Origin of the sequence: Carnobacterium divergens (genome assembly GCF_900258435.1) — a bacterium.
Classification (GTDB): domain Bacteria; phylum Bacillota; class Bacilli; order Lactobacillales; family Carnobacteriaceae; genus Carnobacterium; species Carnobacterium divergens_A.
The window spans coordinates 2,134,908-2,159,351 of record NZ_LT992558.1 but is presented as its reverse complement, the minus strand read 5'-3'; the positions used below and the strand labels follow the sequence as shown (position 1 = coordinate 2,159,351).

The 24,444-nt window shown below is 34.4% G+C and carries 22 protein-coding genes; 12 read left to right on the top strand and 10 right to left on the bottom strand.

The features are described from left to right. Positions 1–79 precede the first annotated feature (79 nt). Together CDIMF43_RS10840 and CDIMF43_RS10835 are read left to right on the top strand one after the other, a co-directional pair. Positions 80–1,258, top strand: coding sequence for a class I SAM-dependent rRNA methyltransferase (locus CDIMF43_RS10840; protein WP_074403335.1), 1,179 nt, complete (start codon positions 80–82; stop codon positions 1,256–1,258). 92 nt (positions 1,259–1,350) lie between these two features. Beyond that, positions 1,351–2,424 carry a GGDEF domain-containing protein gene (locus CDIMF43_RS10835; protein ID WP_109841972.1) on the top strand — a complete coding sequence of 358 codons (1,074 nt, stop codon included), beginning with the start codon at positions 1,351–1,353 and terminating at the stop codon, positions 2,422–2,424. Positions 2,425–2,465: 41 nt separating this feature from the next. On the opposite strand, the gene CDIMF43_RS10830 is transcribed toward CDIMF43_RS10835, so the two are convergent. Continuing rightward, positions 2,466–3,596: an MGDG synthase family glycosyltransferase gene (locus CDIMF43_RS10830; protein WP_233218317.1), complete on the bottom strand. Its 1,131-nt coding sequence runs from the start codon at positions 3,594–3,596 to the stop codon at positions 2,466–2,468. 53 nt (positions 3,597–3,649) lie between these two features. Next, positions 3,650–4,546 (bottom strand): mechanosensitive ion channel family protein, encoded by an 897-nt coding sequence (locus tag CDIMF43_RS10825; RefSeq protein ID WP_074403332.1) that lies wholly within the window; start codon positions 4,544–4,546, stop codon positions 3,650–3,652. A 265-nt stretch (positions 4,547–4,811) separates the two neighbouring features. Here CDIMF43_RS10825 and CDIMF43_RS10820 point away from each other — a divergent pair, with 265 nt between their 5' ends. After that, positions 4,812–5,255, top strand: a complete 444-nt coding sequence (locus CDIMF43_RS10820; protein WP_074403331.1) for a DUF948 domain-containing protein — start codon at positions 4,812–4,814, stop codon at positions 5,253–5,255. Between the two features lie 21 nt (positions 5,256–5,276). Next, the gene (locus CDIMF43_RS10815; protein ID WP_109841971.1) at positions 5,277–5,831 is read left to right on the top strand and encodes a YtxH domain-containing protein; all 555 of its coding nucleotides are present in this window, start codon (positions 5,277–5,279) and stop codon (positions 5,829–5,831) included. 57 nt (positions 5,832–5,888) lie between these two features. Here CDIMF43_RS10815 and CDIMF43_RS10810 read toward each other — a convergent pair whose 3' ends face one another. Genes CDIMF43_RS10810 through galU form a run of 4 tightly spaced genes read right to left on the bottom strand, consistent with a single transcriptional unit; the run spans position 5,889 to position 9,974 of the window. Then, complete coding sequence (locus CDIMF43_RS10810; protein WP_162532936.1) at positions 5,889–6,536, bottom strand: DUF5105 domain-containing protein; 648 nt, start codon at positions 6,534–6,536, stop codon at positions 5,889–5,891. 21 nt (positions 6,537–6,557) lie between these two features. After that, the gene (locus tag CDIMF43_RS10805) at positions 6,558–7,085 is read right to left on the bottom strand and encodes a hypothetical protein (RefSeq protein WP_109841969.1); all 528 of its coding nucleotides are present in this window, start codon (positions 7,083–7,085) and stop codon (positions 6,558–6,560) included. A 24-nt stretch (positions 7,086–7,109) separates the two neighbouring features. Continuing rightward, positions 7,110–9,092 carry a glycosyltransferase family 2 protein gene (locus CDIMF43_RS10800; protein WP_109841968.1) on the bottom strand — a complete coding sequence of 661 codons (1,983 nt, stop codon included), beginning with the start codon at positions 9,090–9,092 and terminating at the stop codon, positions 7,110–7,112. A 15-nt stretch (positions 9,093–9,107) separates the two neighbouring features. Further along, positions 9,108–9,974: a UTP--glucose-1-phosphate uridylyltransferase GalU gene (gene galU, locus CDIMF43_RS10795; protein ID WP_074403326.1), complete on the bottom strand. Its 867-nt coding sequence runs from the start codon at positions 9,972–9,974 to the stop codon at positions 9,108–9,110. Positions 9,975–10,165: 191 nt separating this feature from the next. Between galU and CDIMF43_RS10790 the strand changes: the two genes are divergently transcribed. Both CDIMF43_RS10790 and CDIMF43_RS10785 read left to right on the top strand, forming a co-directional pair. Continuing rightward, on the top strand, positions 10,166–10,510 hold the full coding sequence (locus CDIMF43_RS10790) for a PadR family transcriptional regulator (protein WP_034568800.1): 345 nt from the start codon (positions 10,166–10,168) through the stop codon (positions 10,508–10,510). After that, positions 10,485–12,041, top strand: a complete 1,557-nt coding sequence (locus tag CDIMF43_RS10785) for a DUF4097 family beta strand repeat-containing protein (RefSeq protein ID WP_162532935.1) — start codon at positions 10,485–10,487, stop codon at positions 12,039–12,041. The genes CDIMF43_RS10790 and CDIMF43_RS10785 overlap by 26 nt, the downstream gene beginning before the upstream one ends. 47 nt (positions 12,042–12,088) lie before the next feature. Here CDIMF43_RS10785 and CDIMF43_RS10780 read toward each other — a convergent pair whose 3' ends face one another. Continuing rightward, complete coding sequence (locus CDIMF43_RS10780) at positions 12,089–13,186, bottom strand: M24 family metallopeptidase (RefSeq protein WP_109841966.1); 1,098 nt, start codon at positions 13,184–13,186, stop codon at positions 12,089–12,091. Between the two features lie 246 nt (positions 13,187–13,432). Between CDIMF43_RS10780 and ccpA the strand changes: the two genes are divergently transcribed. Beyond that, positions 13,433–14,437 carry a catabolite control protein A gene (gene ccpA / locus CDIMF43_RS10775; protein WP_109841965.1) on the top strand — a complete coding sequence of 335 codons (1,005 nt, stop codon included), beginning with the start codon at positions 13,433–13,435 and terminating at the stop codon, positions 14,435–14,437. Positions 14,438–14,524: 87 nt separating this feature from the next. Here ccpA and CDIMF43_RS10770 read toward each other — a convergent pair whose 3' ends face one another. Together CDIMF43_RS10770 and CDIMF43_RS10765 are read right to left on the bottom strand one after the other, a co-directional pair. Further along, positions 14,525–17,356 carry a transglycosylase domain-containing protein gene (locus CDIMF43_RS10770; RefSeq protein ID WP_109841964.1) on the bottom strand — a complete coding sequence of 944 codons (2,832 nt, stop codon included), beginning with the start codon at positions 17,354–17,356 and terminating at the stop codon, positions 14,525–14,527. Positions 17,357–17,426: 70 nt separating this feature from the next. Beyond that, positions 17,427–17,774 (bottom strand): hypothetical protein, encoded by a 348-nt coding sequence (locus CDIMF43_RS10765; protein ID WP_109841963.1) that lies wholly within the window; start codon positions 17,772–17,774, stop codon positions 17,427–17,429. A 517-nt stretch (positions 17,775–18,291) separates the two neighbouring features. Here CDIMF43_RS10765 and CDIMF43_RS10760 point away from each other — a divergent pair. The 3 genes from CDIMF43_RS10760 to CDIMF43_RS10750 are packed head-to-tail and all read left to right on the top strand — an operon-like array spanning position 18,292 to position 21,005. Then, positions 18,292–19,263: an ABC transporter substrate-binding protein gene (locus CDIMF43_RS10760; protein WP_074403320.1), complete on the top strand. Its 972-nt coding sequence runs from the start codon at positions 18,292–18,294 to the stop codon at positions 19,261–19,263. Between the two features lie 42 nt (positions 19,264–19,305). After that, positions 19,306–20,205 (top strand): ABC transporter permease, encoded by a 900-nt coding sequence (locus CDIMF43_RS10755; protein WP_074403319.1) that lies wholly within the window; start codon positions 19,306–19,308, stop codon positions 20,203–20,205. Beyond that, the gene (locus CDIMF43_RS10750) at positions 20,202–21,005 is read left to right on the top strand and encodes an ABC transporter ATP-binding protein (protein ID WP_074403318.1); all 804 of its coding nucleotides are present in this window, start codon (positions 20,202–20,204) and stop codon (positions 21,003–21,005) included. Before CDIMF43_RS10755 ends, CDIMF43_RS10750 begins: the two co-directional genes overlap by 4 nt. Before the next feature lie 45 nt (positions 21,006–21,050). Here the strand turns inward: CDIMF43_RS10750 and trhO are convergent, their stop codons facing one another. Beyond that, on the bottom strand, positions 21,051–22,016 hold the full coding sequence (gene trhO / locus CDIMF43_RS10745; RefSeq protein ID WP_074403317.1) for an oxygen-dependent tRNA uridine(34) hydroxylase TrhO: 966 nt from the start codon (positions 22,014–22,016) through the stop codon (positions 21,051–21,053). 182 nt (positions 22,017–22,198) lie between these two features. On the opposite strand from trhO, the gene CDIMF43_RS10740 reads away from it, so the two are divergent. Together CDIMF43_RS10740 and CDIMF43_RS10735 are read left to right on the top strand one after the other, a co-directional pair. Then, positions 22,199–22,765 carry a DNA-3-methyladenine glycosylase I gene (locus CDIMF43_RS10740; protein WP_109841962.1) on the top strand — a complete coding sequence of 189 codons (567 nt, stop codon included), beginning with the start codon at positions 22,199–22,201 and terminating at the stop codon, positions 22,763–22,765. 178 nt (positions 22,766–22,943) lie between these two features. Continuing rightward, positions 22,944–24,257 carry a C40 family peptidase gene (locus tag CDIMF43_RS10735; RefSeq protein WP_109841961.1) on the top strand — a complete coding sequence of 438 codons (1,314 nt, stop codon included), beginning with the start codon at positions 22,944–22,946 and terminating at the stop codon, positions 24,255–24,257. Positions 24,258–24,444: the final 187 nt, after the last annotated feature.

Below are 24,444 nucleotides of genomic sequence, written 5' to 3'. Positions count from 1 at the left end.
CCAGCGCTTCTAGTTTATGGTATGCTTTGAAACGAGATTTTAAAAAACAGGTATGTCAGTTAAAGGAGATAAATAGAACGTGGAAAAAATAAAATTAAAAAAAGTAGCGACAAAAAGAGTGAAGGAAGGCTATCCTTTATTAGTAAAAGGCGATTTTCTTTCAGAGCCTAAGCAAATTGATGGTCGTTTTGTGGAGTTGGTGGACGATCAAAAGCAATTTGTAGCTAAAGGGTATCTTGCCAAGCAAAATAAAGGTGACGGGTGGGTTTTAACAACAAATCCAAAAGAAGAGTTAACACAAAGCTTCTTTGAACGACTTTTTTTAAAGGCTGAAAAATCACGAAACACTTTGAAACTGGATGAATCTACGACAGCTTATCGCTTTTTTAATGGCGAAGGAGATGGTCTTGGAGGACTAACCATTGATTATTATGCCGATTATTATGTTTTTTCTTGGTATAGTGAAGGGATTTACACTCACCATGAATTGATTTTAAAGGCTTTTCAAGCCGTGATTAAAGACTGTCTAGGTATTTATCAAAAATTTCGGTATGATTTAAAAGGCAAAGAGCAAGTAAGTCATTTTGTAGGAAAAGAGGCACCAGCTCCATTAATGGTTCTTGAAAATGGGATTCGCTATGCAACGTATCTTGATGATGGCTTAATGACTGGTATTTTCTTAGATCAACGAGAAGTCAGAGAAACAATCCGTGAACATTATTCAATGGGAAAAACAGTTTTAAATACCTTTAGTTACACAGGTGCATTTTCCATCGCTGCAGCAATGGGAGGGGCAAGTGAAACAACTAGTGTTGATTTAGCCAATCGTAGCCTTCCTAAAACGAAAGAACAATTTGAAGTCAATGGAATTGATGCCAAGACACAACGAATTTTAGTCATGGATGTGTTTGATTACTTTAAATATGCGTTGAAAAAAAACTTATCTTACGATACGGTTATTATTGATCCACCAAGTTTTGCACGTTCCAAAAAACGAACCTTTAGTGTAGCGAAAGATTATCAAAAACTTTTAGAAGAAGTCATCGCTATTACAAATCAAAATGGTGTCATTGTTGCGTCAACAAATGCAGCCAATGTTACTATGGAAAAATTTGAAAGTTTTATTCAAAAGGCTTTTGAAACAAGTAGTACACGTTATAGTATGCTTGAAAAGTATACATTACCAAATGACTTTAAATTGAATCCACATTTTCCGGAAGGGGATTATTTAAAAGTTTGTATTTTAAGAAAAAAATAGCCTTTCAAAAAAGCACTCCTGTAAGGGGAAGGCTTTTTTGTTGCTATTGTGTTTGATTGTTTACTAAAATAGCTAAGGAAGGAGATGAAAAAATGCAAACTAGTCAACTTTTGATTCGTTCCCTTGAAAATATTAGTGTGATTTACTTTTTTATCTCTGTGATTTTTTATTTATTTGATGGAAAGGAAATCATTACGGTTTATTCTGATTACTGGAAAAAAGCTTTATTTGGGATTTCTTTTGGACTATTAGCGCTTTTGCTTACGGAAACGGCAATTAAACAAGGATCAAGTGAACTATCCTACAGTTTAATTCCTATTTTTATTTGCTTTTATTTAGCAGGACCTTTTGCAGGCTTGACGAGTTTTTTTGTTTTGTCTGTAACCGATAGAGTCGCGTTTAGTTTTTTTAATGTTACTTATATGTTAGTGATTTTTATGTTTTTAATTGTTTTAAAAGTTTGGGAGAAGAGATCAGTTAAAGCTTTTTCGATTGTTCTTTTTATTTTAATTGTCTATTCCTTAGTGCTTATTTTTATTTTCTATCCCACAGCAATTTGGAAACCGAGTATTTGGATATTTGAATTATTTTGTTATCTTTCTTCGGTTATTTGTTACTTCTTCATTAATAAACAACGGATTTATTTTCAAAGTCATTTAACTTTAGTGGATGAATCAAGGAAAGATTTTTTAACCGAGCTTTTTAATCGTAATTATCTGATTAAATTAATTAAACAAAGAGATGCGAAGCAAAAAAAATACAGTCTATTACTGCTGGATATTGACCATTTTAAAAAAATTAATGATCAATATGGTCATGCAGCAGGTGACACGACTTTAATGCAATTTGCAGCGCTGTTAATGCGAAAGACGACTGGCAGCAATTCCCTTGTTTTTCGCTATGGTGGGGAAGAATTTATCATTTTAGTTGATGAAACAGATCGTGAAAAAGTAACGAAGTTGGCCGAAACAATTCGGGTGGCTGTGGAGACGTATCCTTTCATTTTATCTGAAGAACAAAAAATAGCAGTGACGACATCGATTGGGGTCTCTTTTAAAGTGGATGAAAAACAACGTTATCAAGAAATAATCAATCAAGCAGATGAAGCCTTGTATCAAGGGAAGTCTCAAAATCGTAATCAAGTGGTTGTTTTTGATAGGGAGTAAGATATTCAAAAAAAGTTGACTAAAAAACAAGGAATTGTTTTTTAGTCAACTTTTTCATTGATAGAAATACCTGCTAAAGCTAGCGAATCTGTAATAATGGTCTTAGCAGCATGTGGATAAAAATGTTCTTCCATATGCTGAACGAGATTTTTTGCTAATAAGGGTTGTTTTAATAATTGATAAATAGCGGGAATAATTTCTTCTTCAGTTTTAGTTACAATAGCCATACATTCTTTTTCAAATAATTGCGCATTTTCACTTTCTTGTCCGGGGACGCCAGGAGTTAGAATTAAAGGTGTTTGAATCGCAAGGGCTTCTGATAAAGAAATGCCTCCTGGTTTGGTGATCATAATATCGGCTTGACTCATTAATTTAGCCATTTCAGAAACAAATCCTTTGATCTCAATGGTAGGTTGATCTGAAAATTGCGCCGATAAAGAGTCGAAAAGATTCTTATTGTTGCCACACACCACCACAATGGTTAGGTCTTCTTTTGATTTTAATTCTTCAAGAATATCTGCCAAATTGGTTAAGACGCCGTACGCACCTGCAGAAATCAAAAGATTTTTTTTGCTAGAACGAGAATTTTGTTTTTGCTGTTTTTCTTGTTTTTGCAAGTAAAACTGTTCTTTGATCGGAATGCCAGAAATGGTGATCGTTTCTTGAGGGATGCCAGCTTCAACTAGCTCATTTTTTAAATGATCGCAAGAAACAAAAAAATGATCAATTTCTTTTGAGACCCAGCGAGTGTGCAAACAAAAATCAGTTAACACATTGACAAAAGGAATCTGCTTGCCAACTTTTTTCTTATAGGCTGGAAAGACTTGCATAGGAAAGGTGTTGATGACCAAATCGAAGTCATTGTTTTTCATTAATTGATTCAAACGAATGTAGCCATAGGAATCCGTAAACTTATCAAAGCTGTGTTCTTTTAATTGATTGTCAAAATTATAGTAAAGAAAGCCATAGAGATTACGGTATCTAGTAAAGCTTTTAATGTATAGGTATTTTGTAACAGTGGTGACAATGGGATGAGCTTCATAAAATAAATCCGACGTGGTGATATCTGTGATACCCACGCGATGAAGTTCTTCTATCAGTGCTCTTGTTACTTCAAGATGCCCGTTTCCATAGCTACCTGTTAAAATGAGTATTTTGGGAGCTTTGTCCAAGTGACCATCCATCCTTTCTGTGTTCATTTTGATAGAGTATATCATAGTGAGGCTTATTTTGTTAAGTTCAAAGGTGAAACAGGGATTTCAACGCCTGCAGCTGTTAAGGCCACAATGTATTTTTGTAAAAATTCATTTTGAATCTGATATTGGCTGCCATTTAGAGTGAAAATAACAATTCGCATCGCAAGCTGTCCATTTCCTAAATCAGTTAAGCCTAAATTAGTAGGTCCTTGGACGATTTCTTGGTGAAGTGGAACCAATTCTTCATTAACAGCTTCAATGATACTGGCAACTTTTTCAATATCAGGATTTGGCATCAGATGAATGTCGATTAATGCGCGCATATTGCCTCTAGATAAGTTGCTGACAATCGTGATGTTGCGGTTTGGAATATAATTTAATGTACCATTAACGCTTTTAACTTGCGTTGTTCTGAGGCCAACGGCGACTACATTTCCTTCAATTAAATCTAGTTTAACAAAATCGCCAACATCTAGTTGCTTTTCTAAAATAATGAAAAACCCGGTAACAATGTCGCTAATAAAGCCTTGTGCGCCAAGACCAATTGCAATCCCTACGACTCCAGCACCAGCGATTAAGGTTGCAACAGGAACACCTAAAATTGACAGTAAAGCATAAGCATAGAAAAAAACCATCACATAGTGGAAAATATTTAATGATAAGGTATAAAGTGTGTTTGAACGGTTTTCTGAAACATATTTTTTCTTCTTATAATTATTAAAGCTTTTATCAAGAAAAACTTTTCCTATTTTACGAAAGACAAAAAATAAAAAGGTAATAAAAACAAGTTGGATTGATTTATTGATAAGCAAGGCTAAAATGTTGTTCCAATCAATACTATGCCAATAATTAACAAATAGATTGGTGCTATTGGATACTTTTTCAACCACGTCATTTGTGACAGAACTATCTACATCTTGATTCATAAAAAAACTCCTTTAGAAACTACTTAGTTTCATTCTATCAAAAATTAAGCCGAAAAGAAAAAAAATTAGTAGAAATTAAGAATAAACTAACGTTCTTAATAAAAATTATTGGAAACCCCTTTCGTATAATTTGAAGTGATAGTGAAAAAATGTTATTCTAATTAAGAAGATTAGTGACTATTTAGTTGATTTTTAGTAGTTTTTTTAGAATACATATCAATTTAAATAGCATGAATACTATATTAGATGGGAGTGAGGCATTAAGATGACAGGTGGAGAAATTGCAGCAATTATTGCAGCAGTTGCATTTGCCGTTTTAGTTTTGTTTATCGTGATGGCAGTGATGAAAATTACTAAAATTATGGAAGAAATCTCTAAAACAGTAAAAGAAGCAAACAACAGTATCGAAGTGATTACGAAAGATGTCGATAGTTTATCGATTGAAGTTGAAGGGCTATTGAATAAATCCAATGTTTTATTAGATGATGTCAACGGCAAATTAGGTATGACAGACCCTCTATTCCAAGCAATTGGTGATTTGGGTGTGACGGTTTCTGATTTAAACCAATCAAGTCGTAATTTAGCAGGGCATGTAACAGGCGCAACTAAGAAAACTGCGCAAGCTTCCGTTATTTCAAAAATTGGCCGTACGGCATGGTCAATGAATAAAAATCGTAAAGCTAAAAAAGTATCGAAACAATCACTATAAAAATGAAATGAGGAATGAAAGATGGCTAAAAAAGGTGGATTTTTACTAGGAACAATTATTGGTGGTACAGCTGCAGCAATTACAGCATTATTATTTGCACCAAAATCAGGAAAAGAATTACGTGGCGATATTAACGATAAAGCCAATGACTTCAAAGAAACTGCAAAAGACTATGCAGATATCGCTGTAGATAAAGGAACTGAAATTAGTCGTGTTGCAAAAGATGCTACAGAAGATATCAAAGTAAACTTAAAAGATACTGCGAATCAATTTGCAGATCAATTAAAACAAACATCTAAAGAAGTAGAATCAGATTTAGAAGATATTCATACTGAATTAGATAGCAACAAAGAAGAGTTGAAATCAGACTTAGAAGATACAAAAGATACAGCTGTAGCAGGCGCTAGAAATGTTGCAGATGAAGTGAAATCAGCAGCTAATGATGTAAAAGGCGAAGCGAAAAAAACGGCTGAAACAGTGAAATCAGATGCAAAAGATGTTGCTAATGAAGCCAAAGATCAAGCAAAAGATGTTAAAGAAGACGTTAAAGCAACCGTTAAAGACGCTCAAAAATAAATGTAAGTTAAAAACCGTTTGATTTCCATTTATTTGGAAGTCAAACGGTTTTTTTATTTATACACCAAAGGCGTCGCTTAATTCTTTAAAAATATCATTTTCGTTTTGAATCACCCAAGCATTTTTATCATCGGGGTTTTCTTTTAGCGAAATGGATAATTTTACAGGTTCTTTTGTTTCAGTATTTGCTTTAATTTTTTCTGAATAAATGTCAAAAGCTAATTGATTGATTACTTTTTGGGCATCTTCTTCAGACAAATCTTCGTTGATTAGATCGGGGTTAGCTGCTATCTTTTGGGAAATTTCTTCTTCAAGGTTATCTAAATTCAATTCTTTCAAACCAGAAACGGTTACTTCAACAGTTGCTTTATCTGATTTTTCATGTAAAATTTTGGTTGAAAATTTAGTGTTTTTTTTCAAATTCGTTTGATAAATTTGATAAAGTTCATCTAGTTTCGGATCGTAATCATCACCTAATTTAAACTGTTCTTTTAAAGAGCTTGTAAAGTTTTCTTTGTCTTCTTTAGCCAAGTCCGTTTCTTTTTCAGCAAAGGCTTTTTGTAAGGTGTCGGTTTCGTCACTATAAATATAGGCGTTGATATAGCTTGAGATTGCGTCTTCTGAATCAATTTTTTTCGTACAACCAGCTAACAAGGTTATGCTAATACTCAATACAGCTAAAATGGGTAAAATTCTATTTTTCATTTTCATAGTCTCCTATTACTATTAACGTCCATTACGGAAATAGTTTTTCTTTTCTTCCACAATATTTCTTCTTTCCTCGTGACTTAAGTTAGGGTCACTTAAGCGTTCTCCGTACTCACGGCCTTTGTTGCTACGTTCTTGCCAATTGTTTTGACTAGCGCCTGTTGTTGCGTCAGGGGCAGCAGAATTAGCCGACGGTTCATTTTGTTCTACTGGAGGAGTTTGTTGAGTAGTAGCTGCTTGTTGTTCTTGAGCGGCTTGCTCATTAGCGACTTGTTGGGCTTGTTCCTGGGTAGCACGAGCTTTGGCTTCTTCTTCAGCTCTAACTAAAGCTTCTTCTTTAATAGCGATTTTTTCTTTGATTGTTTCTTTTACTTCAACATCCACTTTAGAAAGAACTTGATTAAGTTGGGTCATCATTTTTTCTCGCTTAATTTTAAAACGGTTTTCAATCATACTTGAAGTATCTGGTTTTGCAATAGCAGGAACGGAATAGAAGCTTCCTCCAATAATCATTATTACAGCGCCTGTGATTAATTTTTTTTTCATTACTAAACTCTCCTTTTTATTTAATTATCTTAATGTAAGGTAATTTTCTCGGTTGAAATAACGATTTTTATTTACATCCCGAAGAATTCTCCAGGCTTTTAAGTCTTTAACTTCACCAACTTGGTTTTTCATATCAGAGTAAATTAACTGATGAAGCGCTTTTTGATTTTCTTTTGAGAGATGGTTAATTTTAAACGTGACCTCGATGGCATCATTAGCGATTTTTAATTTCGTTTTTTGAATAGGTAAGTTGGTTAATTCTTTAAAAGAAATGCTGGTGTAGTAATTTTCTTTTAATTGTCGTGCTAATTTTTTGCGATAGGGTAAGTTTAAAATTAAATGAGATTCACTAATGATAATGTCTTCAGCAAAGAGGTTCGTTTTGCCAATGTTAATAATTTCATCCACAATGACTTTTACAAATAAAGGCAATCTAGGACGTTCAATTGCAACGAAAACAACAATCGTTAATGCAAAAATATTATAAAGTAACCAATACGTGTTTAGATTAAAGAATGAAATCGCGTGTCCTGATTGATAGCTAGTTAGGGCTAGTTTTACAAAAGCGATTAAACAAATAACCAATAATACAATTTGTGTTCGAATGATGCGCCAGTTAAAGTGGCTAGTGGTTTGCTTCAAGCCTTTTTTGGTTACATGGAATTTTTTTCCTTTATCTGATTTAGCAAAGACTTCTTTAAAAACTGCCCAAAATACTTGTGGTGCGGTGGATAGTTCATAAATATGACTTAATAAGGAATGGTATTTTTTCCCTGCAATTGACTTAAACATTAGTTGTCCTGAAAGATAAGAAGGGGCCCAAAATAAAAGTAAATCAGTAAAAGCAGCTTCAATACTGTAAACATTGAATAAAATATAAAGCAGGGGACAAATAATATAAATTAATTTGTAGATACCATAAAACCAATATAAAACGCCATCAACATAAAATAATTTTTGAATAAAACTTAGTTCTGGGAGCTTGTTTAACTTGTATTTTTTAAACACTTGAATATTGCCACGGCCCCAACGGTCTCGTTGTTTAATAAAATCTTCTAACGTTTCAGGAGAAATGCCTGATGCTAAAGCTTCGTTTACAAAAACCGTTTTCCAACCATTGTTTTGAATAATTAAGCCCGTTGCCATATCTTCCGTAATCACACCAGTGCTAAAGCCACCAATTTCTTCTAATGTTGTGCGTCGAAAAAGCGCATTACTTCCAACATATAAAAGGGCGTTGTATTGATCTTTTGCCGTTTGCAAAGAGCGCATAAAGAAGTCTTGCTCGTTATTAACTTCATTATGTAGAAAGAGGTTATTTTGAAAAATATCATAATTAAAAAAAGTTTGAGGTGTTTGAACAAAACCAACATCTTCTTTATAAAAATACCCTAAAGTTCTCTTTAAAAAATGGCGTTTTGGAACCATATCGGCGTCTTGAGTAACAATGATTTCACCAGTTGTTTGAGTTAAGGCATGGTTTAAGTTCCCAGCCTTAGCGTGTTCATTACTATCTCGATTGATGTAGCCAATATCAAATTTCTTAGCAAGTGTAGCAATTTCACTGCGATTTCCATCGTCGCAAAGATAGATAGAAACAAGGTGTTTCGGGTAATCAATATTTTGACAACCTAAAATTGTGCGATTTAAAATTTCGGCATTTTCATTATAGGTTGCAATTAAAATATCAACGGTTGGAAGTTTTTTAAGTCGTTTTAAACTACGAAATTTTCTGCGATACGGGGACCAAAATAGTATAACTAAAACTAGGGATTGTAGAAATCCCATTATTTCAGCAAATAATAGCAACCCTCCAGAAAAACTACTAAAAATAGTAATAGTTGGGAAAGAATAAGCAATTCTCCAATAAAGATAGATGCCATTCATTAAAACATACCCAATCAATAAAAAGCGTCTGAATTTTAAGTTGATTTTAGTTAAAATATAAAAAATACTTAGAAAAATAATACTAGGAATCGTGTAGTAATAGAATAATAGCTGATACATATTTTTTCCTTCCTTTTACAAAGTAATCGTTTTTAGATATGTTTTTAAGTCTTCTTTTAATTCTGGATGATTTAATCCGTATTCAATATTGGTTTTTAAAAAGCCCATTTTATCTCCAACATCGTAACGTGTCCCTTTAAATTCATAAGAGTAAACCTCTTCTTGTTTGTTCAAAGCAGCGATGGCATCGGTTAATTGAATTTCATTCCCTACACCTGGTTCTTGGGTTTCTAATAAATCAAAGATAGCAGGCGTCAACAAGTATCTGCCAATAATTGCTAAATTACTTGGTGCATCTTCAATAGCAGGTTTTTCAACCAAACCATCTACTTGGCATAATTGCTTAGATGAATGATTCATTGGACTAACTACGCCGTATTTTGAAATCTCTTCAAGAGGCATGGCCATGGTTGCGACAATCGTGCGGCCTTTTTTTTCATAAGCCTCTATTAATTGCTTTGTAAGAGGCTGGGTATCAGCCATCAAATCATCCCCAAGCAATACAACGAAGGGTTCATCTCCAATAAATGATTTTCCTTGTAAAATGGCATGTCCTAGTCCGTGTGGGTTTGTTTGACGAATAAAATGTAATTTAATTCCAGTTGTTTCTTCTACAAGCTTCAATAAATCCGTTTTTCCTTTTTCTTTTAAAGTCGATTCTAATTCTGGATGAGAATCAAAATAATCTTCAATGCTACGTTTTCCTCGACCCGTAACGAGTAAAATTTCTTCGATACCTGCTTCTTTGGCTTCTTCGATAATAAATTGAATCGTTGGTTTATCAATGATTGGAAGCATTTCTTTAGCAACAGACTTTGTAATCGGTAAAAATCGTGTGCCTAAACCTCCTACAGGGATAATCGCTTTTCTTACGTTCTTCATGAATCCTTAACTCCATTCTACTGTTTTTTTGCTAATACTATTTATTGAATAGTAGTCACTTTTTATAATATACAACAAAAAATAATATTGTCAATAGAATAATACTGTTTTATGAATAGTAGGTGAAGTTTTATTGCTACTTAAAAGAATTATTGATATAATAATAGATATTGTCTTAAGGAGAAGTGTCTATGAGAGCCGCAACACAATTTAAAAAAGGCGCATTAGAGATGTGTGTCCTTTATTTATTAAAAAATGAAGATCGCTATGGGTATGATTTGACCCAAGTAGTTAATAAATACGTTCCGACAACTGAAGGTGCGCTTTATCCTGTCCTAAGACGACTAGTCAAAGAAGATTTTTGTATTTCCTATACAAAAGAATCATCAGGAGGACCTTCAAGAAAATATTATCGAATAACATCTAAAGGGGAGGACTATTTAGCCTCTTTAATTGAAGATTGGGATATTTTTGTTCAAAATATAAAAAAAATGAGGGAGGATGAAGACAATGGACTTAACAAAAGAGTATTTTAAAGAACTAAAAAGTTATTTTTCAGAAGATGATTTAGAGAGTTATTATGAAATTAAAGAAGATTTATTGGATCACATTGAAGCCTGTAAAGAAGACGGGCAGACAATTGAAGAAGCGTTAAGTTCGTTAGCCTCTCCTAAGGAAATAGCGGATGATTTTTTTGAAGATCGTCGCTTGCAAACAGCAATGTATGCAGAAAAAGATGTTATTCCAAGTGAAGAAATTCAATCTGTTTTTTTAGACAATCAAAAGAAAAAAATGAAGATTTTAGCGCTGTCTATCCTTACTGGAGTCCGTATTTTTTTTATGTCGTTATTATTATTGTTGTTATTTTATTTCCTTGTATATTTAGGAGAAGAAGTGATTAACGAGAAGCATTTAGCGATTATACCTTTCTCATCCAGCTTAATGATTGTGGCTATTATTATTTTGGGACTCAGAAAAAAAACGTTATTTAAAAAACTATATTTAAATGGCTGGACGTCATTTTTATTAGGTTCTCTTAGTTTGATTATGGTAGCAGGAGGGTATTTAGCAGGAGATTTATTTTATCAAGGAATCAAAATTGAACAAGATTTAGTGATAAAAAATGAAAAAGATGTCAAATTAATAATGGATTCAGATGCAGATGTTGAAATTACAACAGTAGAAGTTCCTAAGAATGAAGAATTCCGAATTTTTTTAAGCGGACGATTTAAAAAAAGTGAATTGACTAAAATCAACCATGCCGTTAAGGGAAATAAATTTGATTTAGAAGTTGATAAACGAAATAAGTTTGACTTTTTTACAAGAACAGGCAGTTCTGAAATGGTTGTTTTCATCCCAGCAGGAACCAAACTTGATTCCCTTGATTTCAATTTAACGAAAGGTGAGTTGCGTATTATTGATCTTCATGTCGATCGGTTTAATTTAAACTTAGTTGACGGCGATTTATATGGAAAAAATATTACTTCTAACAGCGGAGAAATTCATAGTGAATTTGGAGAAGTTGTTATTGAGGATTCTAAAACAAATTTAAAAGTAGACAGCCAAAAAGGCAAAACTATTTTAACGATGATTACCGGAGATGTTGAGGCAAACATTGAAGATGGACTTTCTATCTTTAAAGATTTAACAGCAAAAAAAGTGAATGTTAAAAGCAACTCTGGAAAATTTATTTTGGAAGATTCTACAATTCAAAAATTAATTGCTGTCTCAAATGACGGTCAAAGCATTGTCAAAAGAACAAAAGGATCAGTTGATTTGAAAACAACAACAGGAAAAATGATTCTTCGTTCTAATAATGGCCCATTAAAAGTTTCAAATGATGAGGGAACGGTTATATCCATTCAACATGATAATTTAAATGCGGATATTAAAAGCAAGTCTGGCTTTATAAAATGGATTCAAGATGGTGATGCGGATATTCGCATTGTTGCAGTCTCTAAAACAGGTGATGTGACGAATGAATTTAATTCAAAAAAGAAAGCACCATATAAAGTTAAATTAAAGTCTGACACAGGTATGATTCGAGTAATTAAAAAAGTAAATTAAAAAAAATGGAGTCGATTGGGAAACACAATCGACTCCATTTTCTATTTTTAAATCGTTGTATAGGTTTTAGGTGTATGAGTGAAGACTTCACAACCTTCTTTAGTAACGTATAAACAATCTTCAATTCGAACGCCGGCCACGCCGGGAACGTAAATGCCAGGTTCGATTGAAAAGCACATGCCTTCTTCAATCACAAGTGGATTTCCTTCCATCAGTGAAGGGTATTCATGAACCGAGCTGCCTAAGCCATGACCTAATCGGTGATTGAAATAAGGTCCAAATCCAGCATCCGTAATAATATCACGGGCAATTTTGTCCAATTCGCCAGCTGTAATACCTGGTTTAACGGCTGCTAAAGCAGCATTATGGGCAGTTAAAACAATGTCGTAAATTTCTTTAGCTTCTTTTGAAGGCTCTCCAAAGGCAACTGTTCTTGTCGCATCACTAGTATAGCCATTGTAGACAACACCTAAATCAAAGAGTACAAGTTCATTCTTTTTAATTTTACGTTCGCCTGGATTGCCATGGGGACTTGCGGCATTATCACCTGCTAAGACAATAGTATCAAAGCTCATTTGCATAATGCCTTTTTTCTTGAGTTGGTATTCAATTTCAGCAACGACTTCTTGTTCCATAATGCCTTCCTTGATGGCATTAAAACCAACTTCAAATGCGAAATCGGCCCATTTACCTGCTTCAATCATTGTGGCAATTTCATCAGGCGTTTTGATTAATTTTAACCGTTGAATCATTGGGGTTAAGTCTGTTTTAAATTGACTTGTAGGAAAGTAATTTTGAAGAGCTTCAAATCGGTTTAAGGTTAGACTGTCTTTTTCAACAGCCCAATTAGTTACTGCTGACGTAACCTCATTCACTTTTTCAGCAATGATTTTCCAAGGATCCTCATTATCTAAATAACCAAAGACATCAAAATTCCATTCGCTATTTTTTGCGTCATCTATTTCAAGAGCAGGAGTGAATAAAAATGGATTGGTTTCTGGAAAGACAAGCAATGCTAAAACCCGCTCATGTGGATCACTTTCATAGCCAGTAAAGTAGCCAATTGTTTCTGGAGCATTGACAAAGGCGACATCTACTTGATGGTCTTTTAACCATTGTTGTAATTCTTTTAACTGTTTTTTCATCAAGATACCTCTTTTCATTTAGTTGTTCTAGTTTATTGTAGCACTAATGATGGAAGTGGTAAAAGGATGAAAGTCAATTTTTTTATTCTTTTCTTAAAAAGATAGTGAAACGAGAGTTGTTGAAAAAGTTTATGAAAATTTCATGAAAACGAAAGTAAAACGTTTGCATTTTTAAATTTTATTTGTTAAATTGTATGAGTATAGGATTGTCAGGAACGAAATTAAATAATAGAAGGAGAACTAAACATGGAAAAGCAAACAATTACAATTTATGATGTTGCAAGAGAAGCGAATGTTTCAATGGCAACAGTTTCGCGTGTGGTCAATGGAAATCCAAATGTAAAACCAACAACTAGAAAAAAAGTTTTGGAGGTTATTGATCGTTTAGATTACCGTCCAAATGCAGTAGCCAGAGGTCTAGCAAGTAAAAAAACAACTACGGTTGGTGTTATCGTACCAGATGTTACGAATTTATATTTCTCTTCATTAGCAAGAGGAATTGATGATATCGCAACAATGTACAAATACAACATTATTTTAGCAAATTCTGATCAAAACGATCAAAAAGAAATTCAAGTATTAAATACATTACTTGCTAAACAAGTAGATGGAATTATTTATATGGGACACAAAATTACAGATGAAATGCGTGCTGAGTTTTCACGTTCAAAAACGCCTGTAGTTTTAGCTGGAACCGTTGATCCAGATGCGCAAGTTGGCAGTGTGAACATTGATTACACTGAAGCAACAGAACAAGTAATCACGCAATTAATTGCAAAAGGCAATAAAAAAATAGCCTTTGTTTCAGGCGCTTTAACTGAACCAATCAATGGAATTTACCGTATGAATGGTTATAAAAAAGCATTGAAAAAAGCAGGGATTAACTTTGATGAAAAATTAGTATTTGAAACGGAATACTCTTACCAAGCTGGTGAAGAAATGTATAACAAATTAGCTAAAGTAGGGGCAACAGCAGTTTTTGTTGGCGATGATGAATTAGCAATTGGTATTTTAAATGGAGCGTTAGATCATGGGATTAAAATTCCAGAAAAATTTGAAGTCGTTACAAGTAATAATTCAAAATTAACTGAAATGGTTCGCCCTCGTTTAAGTACGATTACGCAACCTTTATATGATATTGGTGCTGTTTCAATGCGTTTATTGACAAAATTGATGAATAAAGAGGAAGTTGAAGAAAAAACAATTATCTTACCTCACAATATTGCGGATCGTGGAACAACTAAAAAATAATTAAAAAACCATCTATTTGGATATTTCCAAATAGATGGTTTTTTTAGTTACAAGTAAAAAGAAAACTTTTGTAAGGAATAGAAGATATTAAGGAACGGTTTTAATTTCAAGTACATCCTCATTTTGTTTGGTTTCTGTCTCTTCAGCTTCTTTTTCTTTTGTTTCTTTCTCTTTTTCTTTCTTTTCTTTCTCAGCTTTTTCTTTGTCCGTTTTCTCTTTTTCAGCTTTTTCTTTCTCGGCTTTTTCTTCTTCAGCTTTTTTCTTTTTTTGATCTTCTTCTTGAATTTTTACATATGTTTCGAACCAATACTTATAAAGTTCTGAAGAATTTGCTCCCAAAGCAAAATGATAATTTGTTGCAGTGGGTAGATATTTTGAATTAAATAGTTCAGATATCATCGCGCCACTAGCTGTAATGCTTGATCCATTTGGAGCTGTAAAGGTAGATGGTTTCATCCCAGTAGTGTCTAAAACTGAACTATAAGTCACACCAGCCGGACGATTGAAACTTTTTTCAGTCCCTAAAATTGTTGAATCAACGCGGTTGATCGCATTGGCTAATTTTGACCAATACCTTAAATTTCGCAGACTTGTATCGCCATAACCATCGGTTTGAGAAAGCTCGTGACTACTATACTGATTGTCATAACCAATCCAAGAACTTAAGGTTACTTGAGGTGTGCTGGCAATAAACCAAATGTCACGGAAGTTTTGTGACGTTCCTGTTTTTCCAGCCCAATCAGCGGTGAAATTCAAGTAATTATGAATGGAACTCCCTGTTCCTTCATTAACGACCGAACGCATCATATCAGTAGTAAGATACGCAGTTTGTGGTGAAAAGACAGGAGTTGTAGTCGTTTCATGTTGGTAAATACTGTTTCCTTTTTTATCGGTGATGGAATCAATTAAATAGGCTTTTGTATAGGTGCCTCCATTTGCAAGTGTTGCAAATGCGTTGGTTTGTTCTAAGACAGTGGGGCCAGTATCTGTTCCGCCAAGTGAAAGGGAAAGATTTCCGTATTCAGAAGAATTGATGGATTGAATGCCCATTTTTTTCAAATAATCCCCAGGATTAGAATTTTTTAAGAGTTCGTTATAAATTTGAACGGTTGGGACATTGGCAGAACGTTTTAAGGCATCTCTAGCACTGACAAATTTTCCACTAATAGTTCCGCCATAGTTTTTAGGTGCCCAAATTTCTCCGTTTGGTTGTGTAAAAGTAAAGCTCGTATCTGCAATCATGGTAGCAGGTGTAATTAAGCCAGATTCTAAAGCAGGTGCGTACACTAATAATGGTTTGATAGTAGAACCTGGTTGACGTTGTGTATCAAATGCATGATCGACTTGTGTAATGTCAAAATCACGTCCCCCAACAAAACTAATCACTTTGCCAGTTTGGTTATCCATTAAAACGCTACCTGTTTGAACAGGCTCTTGAATCTCTTCGTTTTCACCAGTCACTTCATTGTATACAGTCGCATGATACGTTTGACCTAGCGAATCGCCATATTCTTGTACCGTTTCAGCCATTGCATCGTACACATTCTTATTAATTGTAGAATGAATTTCATAGCCTTTTTGACGAATTTCAAAATCAGCACGTTTGTAATACACGTTATATAAATTGTCGTTTGCTTCAATGTCTGCATCTGTTAGTTTATCAGCAGTATACATTTGCTTCATAATAATGCGACGTGCCTCTTTTTCAACGGCATTGTAAACATAAGAATAATGGTGATCTTCAATGTCTTCGGTAGGGGAAATGAAATCTTTTACTAAATCATAGGCTAAGGCTTCGTCATATTCTTTTTTAGTAATAAAGTTTTCACGATACATTCTAAAGAGAACGGTATTTTTACGTTCGGTACCGGCTGTTAAATTTTGACGTAGTTCGCCAAATTGGTTATAAGGAGTATACATAGAGGGACTCTGCGGCAAGCCAGCGATAAAAGCAGATTGTGCAAGGTTTAACTCACTTGCATGAATACCAAAAATACCCATAGCAGCAGCTTCAACACCCGCTATGTTTTGACCACTACTGTTACGTCCAAAACTAGATACATTTAGATAAGCTTCTAAAATTTCATCTTTAGTAAAATAATTTTCCAATCGGTAAGCGAGTAAAATTTCATTGGCTTTTCGTTTAAAGGAAACTTCACTTGTTAATAATTGCTGTTTGACTAATTGTTGAGTTAATGTTGATCCACCCGTTTGCATGCTTGAACCAGTAAACTCTTGGATTAAGGCTCTAGCTACAGCTTTTGGAACCACACCGTGATGTTTGTAAAAATATTCATCTTCGGTTGCAACAATCGCATGTTGCAAGTCTTTTGAAATTTCATGTAAAGGCACAACTTTTCGATTTAAATCTGTTTTCAATTGTCCAATTGGCGTGCTGTCAGCAAAATACATGTTTGAAACTTGTTCTAGATTGCCAATATCATTTTGCATCTCTTCGTAAGTTGGCGGTTGTTCATTTGAAACGAGATAGGCAAAATATCCTAGACCAACACCAGCAAAAAGAGCGCCGCTGATTAGTAAAAAAAGGATAAAACTTAAGAATAGATTTTTGAGAACACCATACCCAACATTAAATCGGAAAAATAATTTTTTTCTTCGATCTTGTGGAGAGATATGTTCATTTTTCAGCTGTTGCTTAGCTCTTAATTCCGTAAAATAAACACGCCATTTCGTCCACGCATTAACGAATGTCATTTTAAGAGCATTAAGGGGGCTTTTGTTTGGACTAGCTTCATCATGCGTGACTTCCTCAGTAGAAAGGGTTGAATCTTTTTTTATCAGTCTGTTATTTTTAAAGTGAAGCCATTTCGTTTTAACAGCGTCTTTTAAGTGTTTGTAGGACATGATAATTTTTTCTTTGATGGATGGTCCATTATTATTGTTCTGCGGATCATTCATTTTTTTCACCTCAATAAATATAAATTAGTAATCGTCTAGATGTTTGCGCTTTAAAAATAAATGAAATCATTTAAACTGAATCACCCGAAGGTTCTATTGAAAGAAGGTGTTCAAATCTAGCAAGTAAGATTTCAAGTTTAGTTTCTAAAAATTCAGTTGATTCCTCACTTAATAGAACAGATTGAGTGGGCGTTTCAACATTGTCAAAATAGGATAAAATGACCAGTTGATGATGTTGAGTAGACACTTTTAGTTGGGGATGGTAAAGAGATTCCCCACAAGGTCCAACTTTTAAACAAGCGATACTGTAACAGTCTGGGCTTATCTGGCAAATACGATAAAAATCACCAGCTAAATATTGTTTTGACAATCCAAATTTTTGAACAACAGTTTTAAAACGTTGATAAAGGTTTTCCAAGATAGGTTCACTCCTTAAAATACTGTTCCTACAAGTATACCAAATAATTCAAGAAAATTAGAGCACTATTTTAAATTAATTAAAATAAAAAAATATTTGACATTTATTTTGATTATAGTTATACTTTGACTAACAAATTTAGATTGTGAGTGATGGTTATGAAAAACGAACAAGTATACCCAACACAACTGAATAATTTCTTCTTTAGCTATTTTAGATAGTGTTTGTAAACATGAACCTTCATGGGTACAAACCGTAATGTTTGTATCTATATGGCTAGAGCATTTTGACTTACACAAAATTCGCCACATAGATGAGTAATGATCTAGAGTGGCTTTATCGTTTATTTTTCCTCAATAGGGAATCAGGGACACCTCTTTAGATTTTACTGATCAAAATCTAAAGAGGTGTTTTTGTGTCTTCAAAACAAATTAAACAGATAGGAGTAGCGTTAAAGGAACTATAATAGTTTGAAAATTCTTAATTATTAAATAATAAAAAATTGGAGGAAAAAAAGATGAAAAAAATAGCAATTGCAAGTTTAACAGGATTAGTAGCGTTAGGGTTATTAGCGGGATGTACTGGCGGAAATTCAAAAAGTGAGAACAAAAAGGAAGTTAAAGTTGGCGTTTTACAATATATGGAACACAATTCATTGGATCAAGCACGCAAAGGTTTTGTTGCAGAATTGAAAGATGCTGGATATGAAGAGGGAAAAAATATGACCTTAGATTACCAAAATGCTCAAGGGGATCAATCGAATTTGAAAAGTATGAGTGAACGCTTAGTAAAAAATAAAAATGATGTCATTCTAGCCATCGCAACACCTGCAGCACAATCTGTTGTCAATGAAACCACAACCCTTCCTGTTTTATTCACAGCCGTGACAGATGCCGTTTCAGCAGGGTTAGTAACAAGCAATGAAAAACCAGGCGGAAATGTTACTGGAACAAGCGATATGGTGCCAATTGACGAACAAACAGACTTGTTGTTATCCATCGTACCGGAAGCTAAAACAGTAGGAATTATTTACAATGCAAGTGAAAAAAATTCGGAAATTCAATCAAAATTAGCGAAAAAAGCGCTTGAAAAATCAGGGGTTAAAGTAAAAGAAGTAACAGTTTCTTCAACTAATGATGTTCAACAAGTGATGACGTCATTAGCAAAACAAGTTGATGGAATCTACATTCCAACAGATAATACCTTAGCAAAAACAATGTCGACAGTGGGTGAAATCGCGGAAGCAGCTAAAATTCCCGTGATTGCTGGTTCAACAGATATGGTTGAAGAGGGTGGTTTAGCAACTTACGGAATCAATTATGAAAAACTAGGACGTCAAACAGGAAAATTAGCTGTTAAAATTTTAAAAGGTGAAGCCAAACCAGAAGAGTTGTCCATTGAAACCTCTAAAAACCTGGAACTTGTTGTCAATCAAAAAATGGCAAAAGCACTAGAAATTGATCCTGCAAGCATTAAAATCAAAAAATAACGACTCACAAAGTGTTGTTATATAGGAAGGAAGATAACTTAAATGGATATTATCATGTCAAGTGTTTCGCAAGGTCTTTTATGGTCAATTATGGCAATTGGGGTTTACCTAACGTATCGTATTTTAGATATCGCCGATTTAACAGCGGAGGGAAGTTTTCCGCTAGGCGCGGCTATTTGTGCAAGTCAAATTGTGGCTGGGACTAGCCCTATTATTGCCACTTTAATGGCGCTATTAGGTGGCATGGGGGCAGGCTTAGTTTCAGGCTTGTTGCATACTAAATTGAAAATCCCAGCATTATTAACGGGTATTTTAACAATGACGGCGTTGTATTCGATTAACCTAAGAATCATGGGACAAGCGAATATTTCATTGCTAGGTCAAAAAACAATTATGAGAAGTTTGGCTTTACTAGGAATGACCAATCAAACAGCTGTTTTAATTGTCGGAGGCATCGCAGTTGCTATTGTGATAGTGGTATTGTATTTCTTTTTTAGTACGGAAATAGGGTTAGCCATTCATTCAACAGGAGACAACGAGGAAATGAGTGAAGCCAATGGGATTAATACTGATTTAATGAAAATTATAGGGTATATGTTATGTAATGGTTTGATTGCCTTGTCAGGAGCATTATTAGCACAAAATAATGGGTATGCGGATATTAGCATGGGAATTGGCACAATTGTGATTGGACTAGCTTCGCTTATTATTGGAGAAGTTATTTTCAGCCATTTAACTTTTGTAAAACGTCTGATGACAATCGTCATTGGAGCCATCGTTTATCGTTTGATTATTGATATCGTTTTACAATTAGGCGTAGCACCAACTGATTTAAAATTATTTTCAGCACTTATTTTGGCCATCGCACTTTCAACACCATTGTTGCGTGGTAAATTAAAAGGAATGAAAAAAAGCAAGAAAAAAGGAGGCAAATTAGCATGAGCACTATTTTAGAATTAAAGGGCGTTCATAAAAGCTTTGAAGTAGGAACTATCAATGAACATCATGTGTTAAAAGGCATTGATTTAACCTTAGAAGCTGGCGAATTTGTTACGATTATTGGCGGCAACGGTGCTGGTAAATCAACTTTGTTAAACAGCATCGCTGGTAGCTTCTCTGTTGATGAAGGAGAAATCTTAGTGGACGGTGTTGATGTTACTAACCAAAAAACAGCCAAACGAGCCACTTATATTGGACGAGTATTTCAAGACCCTCGTATGGGAACGGCAACGCGTTTGTCGATTGAAGAAAATTTAGCAGTTGCTTATAAAAGAGGGAAAAAGAGAGGTCTATCAAAAGGCGTAAAGGGAGCACAACGCGCTTTTTTTAAAGAACAGTTGCAACAACTTAATTTAGGACTAGAAAATCGATTGAAAATGGAAGTGGGATTGCTTTCAGGTGGCCAACGTCAAGCCGTTACATTATTAATGGCAACGTTAGTAACACCCAAATTACTTTTATTAGATGAGCATACAGCGGCTCTTGATCCAAAAACTAGCCAATCTGTCTTAGAATTAACAGAAAAAGTAATTGAAGAAAAAAAACTAACGGCTCTAATGATTACTCATAATATGGAAGATGCGATTCGGTATGGCAATCGTTTAATTATGTTATATAATGGGCAAATTGTAGTAGATATTAAAGGGGCGCAAAAGCAAGAATTAACCGTTCCTGATTTATTGACCTTATTCCAAAAAAATAGTGGTCAAGTAATGAGTGAAGATTCTTTGGTTTTAGGATAAGAAAAAAGGCTTCGTTGACGTTTACGTCAACAAAGCCTTTTTTTATTAAACATTTGAAGGGAGTTTTTCGCCAATTTCAGCTAAACGAGCTTCGACTTCCTCAATGCTTAAGTGTTGTTCTTTCACATAACGATTCTCAGGCGAAACACGACATTCATGGCTACAGCCACGTAAATATTTCGCTTCATTTTCTGGTGAAGTCAAGATTTGACGGTTGCATTTAGGGTCTGCGCAGTTTACGTAACGCTCACATGGGGTTCCATCAAACCAATCTTTCCCAACGATAACATGCTCCTTGCGGTTGATAGGAACACTAATTCGTTCATCAAAGACATACATTTGACCATCCCATAAATCGCCTTGTACTTCTGGATCTTTTCCATAAGTCGCAATACCGCCATGTAATTGACCAACATCTTTAAACCCTTCACGGACTAACCAGCCAGAAAATTTCTCACAGCGAATGCCACCAGTACAATAGGTAACAACGCGTTTTTCCATAAATTGATCTTTGTTCTCACGAATCCATTGAGGCAATTCGCGGAAACTGCGGATTTCAGGGCGAACAGCTCCTCTAAAATGACCCAAATCATATTCATAATCATTACGGGCATCAATGACCACAACGTCTTCATCTAAAATAGCATCTCTAAATTCTTTAGGACTTAAGTAGGCACCGGTTAATTTAAGTGGATCAATATCATCTTCCAAGTTTAAAGAAACCAACTCAGGACGGTAGCGAACAAACATTTTTTTGAAAGCATCATGATTTTCAGTATCAATTTTAAAAACAGTTTCAGCAAAACGTGAATCAGCGTGCATCGCATCTATGTAACGCTGTGTTTCTTCTACTGTACCAGAAACGGTTCCGTTGATTCCTTCATCGGCCACTAAAATACGGCCTTTAAGACCTAAATCTTTACAAAACTGAAGGTGTTCTTTTGCAAATTCTGCACCATCTTCAATCGTAACATATTGATAATAAAGTAAAACACGATAATCTTTTGACATAGTAAATCCTCCTAAATTTTCTCCCATCAATTAAATAAGATAGATTGACACTATACTTTAACATGAATTAAAATGATTAGCTAGCAATTATGCTTGTGTTTAACCTCACATAGGCAGATACTTGCAAGTTAATGATTGTCATCTATAATAAAAGCAGTAACGAAATTTGGGAGGCTAAAAAAATGGAAAGATGCGCTTGGGCAAAAAAAGAGTTAGATAGTAGGTATCATGATGAAGAGTGGGGAAACCCCCATCATTCGGAAGACAGTTTATTTGAGCTCTTAATTTTAGAAACGATGCAGGCAGGTTTGAGTTGGTCAACGATTTTAGTAAAACGTGAAAATTATCGTGAAGCGTTAGATCAGTTTGATTATCATAAAATAGCTGGTTATTCAGATGAAAAAGTGGAAGAATTAATGAATAATGCTGGAATTATCCGCAATCGGTTAAAAATAAACTCAATTATTAAAAATGCGCAGGCTTTTATTAAGGTTCAAAAAGAGTGGGGAAGTTTTGATCGTTATTTATGGTCTTTTGTTGATTACCAAACGATTGATAACCAATTTGAAACGATTGCAGAAGTTCCAGCACAAACTGAATTGTCGAATCAACTGGCTAAAGACCTAAAAAAGAGAGGGTTTTCTTTTATCGGACCTGTTACGTGTTACGCATTTATGCAAGCAGCCGGGTTGATAAATGACCACACAATGAACTGTTCCTTTAGAATGGCAGTCAATTATGACAAATAAGTAATAGAATTCTTAAGAATGTGATAAATAACAAGGTGAATGAAATTTTATTGTAATCTAATAGATATCTAATTTGAAAGTGAAGTATGCTATACTAAGTAGACGTTAAGGAAAACTTTAAAATTTAAACAATAAATGATGAAAATAAAAAAGAATGATACTTTGGAGGAATGAAATCGTGAATAAGAAATTAATGAATATTGCCATCTTAGGAACAATCACATTTAGCTCAATGATTTTACCTATTGTTTCCCATGCAGATTCGGTCGAAACTCAAATTCAAGAACAAGATAGCAAAATCAACTCATTAAAGTCTAAATCAACAAGTGTTCAATCGGATTTAGAAACAGTTGAATCTTCAATTTCTAACAACGAAGCAAAAGCAAAAGGATTATTAAAAGAAATCCAAGCAGCGAATTCTGAAATGAAACAATTAGATGAAGACATTACAACATTAACAGCTAAAATTGACCAACGAAATGATCAATTAAAAGAACAAGCTCGTTCTGTTCAAGTAACTGGCGACAGTCAAAATTACTTAGAATTTATCATTAGTGCAGAATCTCTTTCTGATGTAATTGGCCGAATCGACGTTGTTGGTAAAATGGTTTCTGCTAACCGCGGTTTAGTTCAACAACAAGTAGCGGACAAAGAAGCAGTGAAAACAAAGAAAGATGAAACACAAAAGAAAGTCAACCAACAAAATACATTGGCTGGACAACTTGAATCAACACAAAGCAAGCTAGAAAAACAAAAAATGGAAAAAGAAGTAGTAGTTGCTCAATTAGCAGCAGATACAGCAACAGCTGAAGGCGATAAAGCTAAATTCTTAGCTCAAAAAGCAGAAGCTGAAAAACAAGTCGCTGCCTTTACTTCAGCGAAAGAGGAATCAGCAAAAGCTGTTCAATTAGCCTCTGCAACGACTAAAGAAACAGCTGATTCAAGTTCTACTAAAGATTCAGAACAATCAGCACCAACACTCGTTGCAAATAACAATGGAACATCAGGTAATTCAACACCAGCACCAGCACCAACACCAACACCTGTGAAACCAGATCCAACACCCGTTAAGCCAGATCCAGCACCTGTAAAACCAGATCCAGAGCCAGTAAAACCAACACCACCAGCTGGTGGCGGTGCTTCATGGAGCAACTTACAAGCAATTGCCAATCCTTTACAAGGAATTCCGTACCTTTGGGGTGGAACAACAACCAATGGCTTTGACTGTTCAGGATTTACACAATATGTATTTGCAAGAGCAGGAATTTCAATTCCACGAGTTGCTTCCGCACAATACGCTGCTTCAACAAAAGTTTCTAACCCACAACCAGGTGATTTAGTCTTCTTCTCACAATCAGGTGGCGAGATTGATCACGTAGGAATTTATGCAGGTGGTTCAACCTTTATCGGCTCACAATCTTCATCAGGAGTTGCTTATGCGAACTACGCTTATTATTGGGATAAATTTATTGTAGGCTATGGCCGCTATTAAAAAGAAATTTCAAAAAGCTATCAATTTTTAATTGATAGCTTTTTTTTTTGTCCATAAAAATATAAATACAACGGAAAATTCATTATTTATTCGGCCAAAAGTCTAATTATTAGATTTTCACTTTAACTTTTAATCAGTTTCTAACTATATAATAAATGTAATAGTAAATAGTGTTCATTTGGCATTT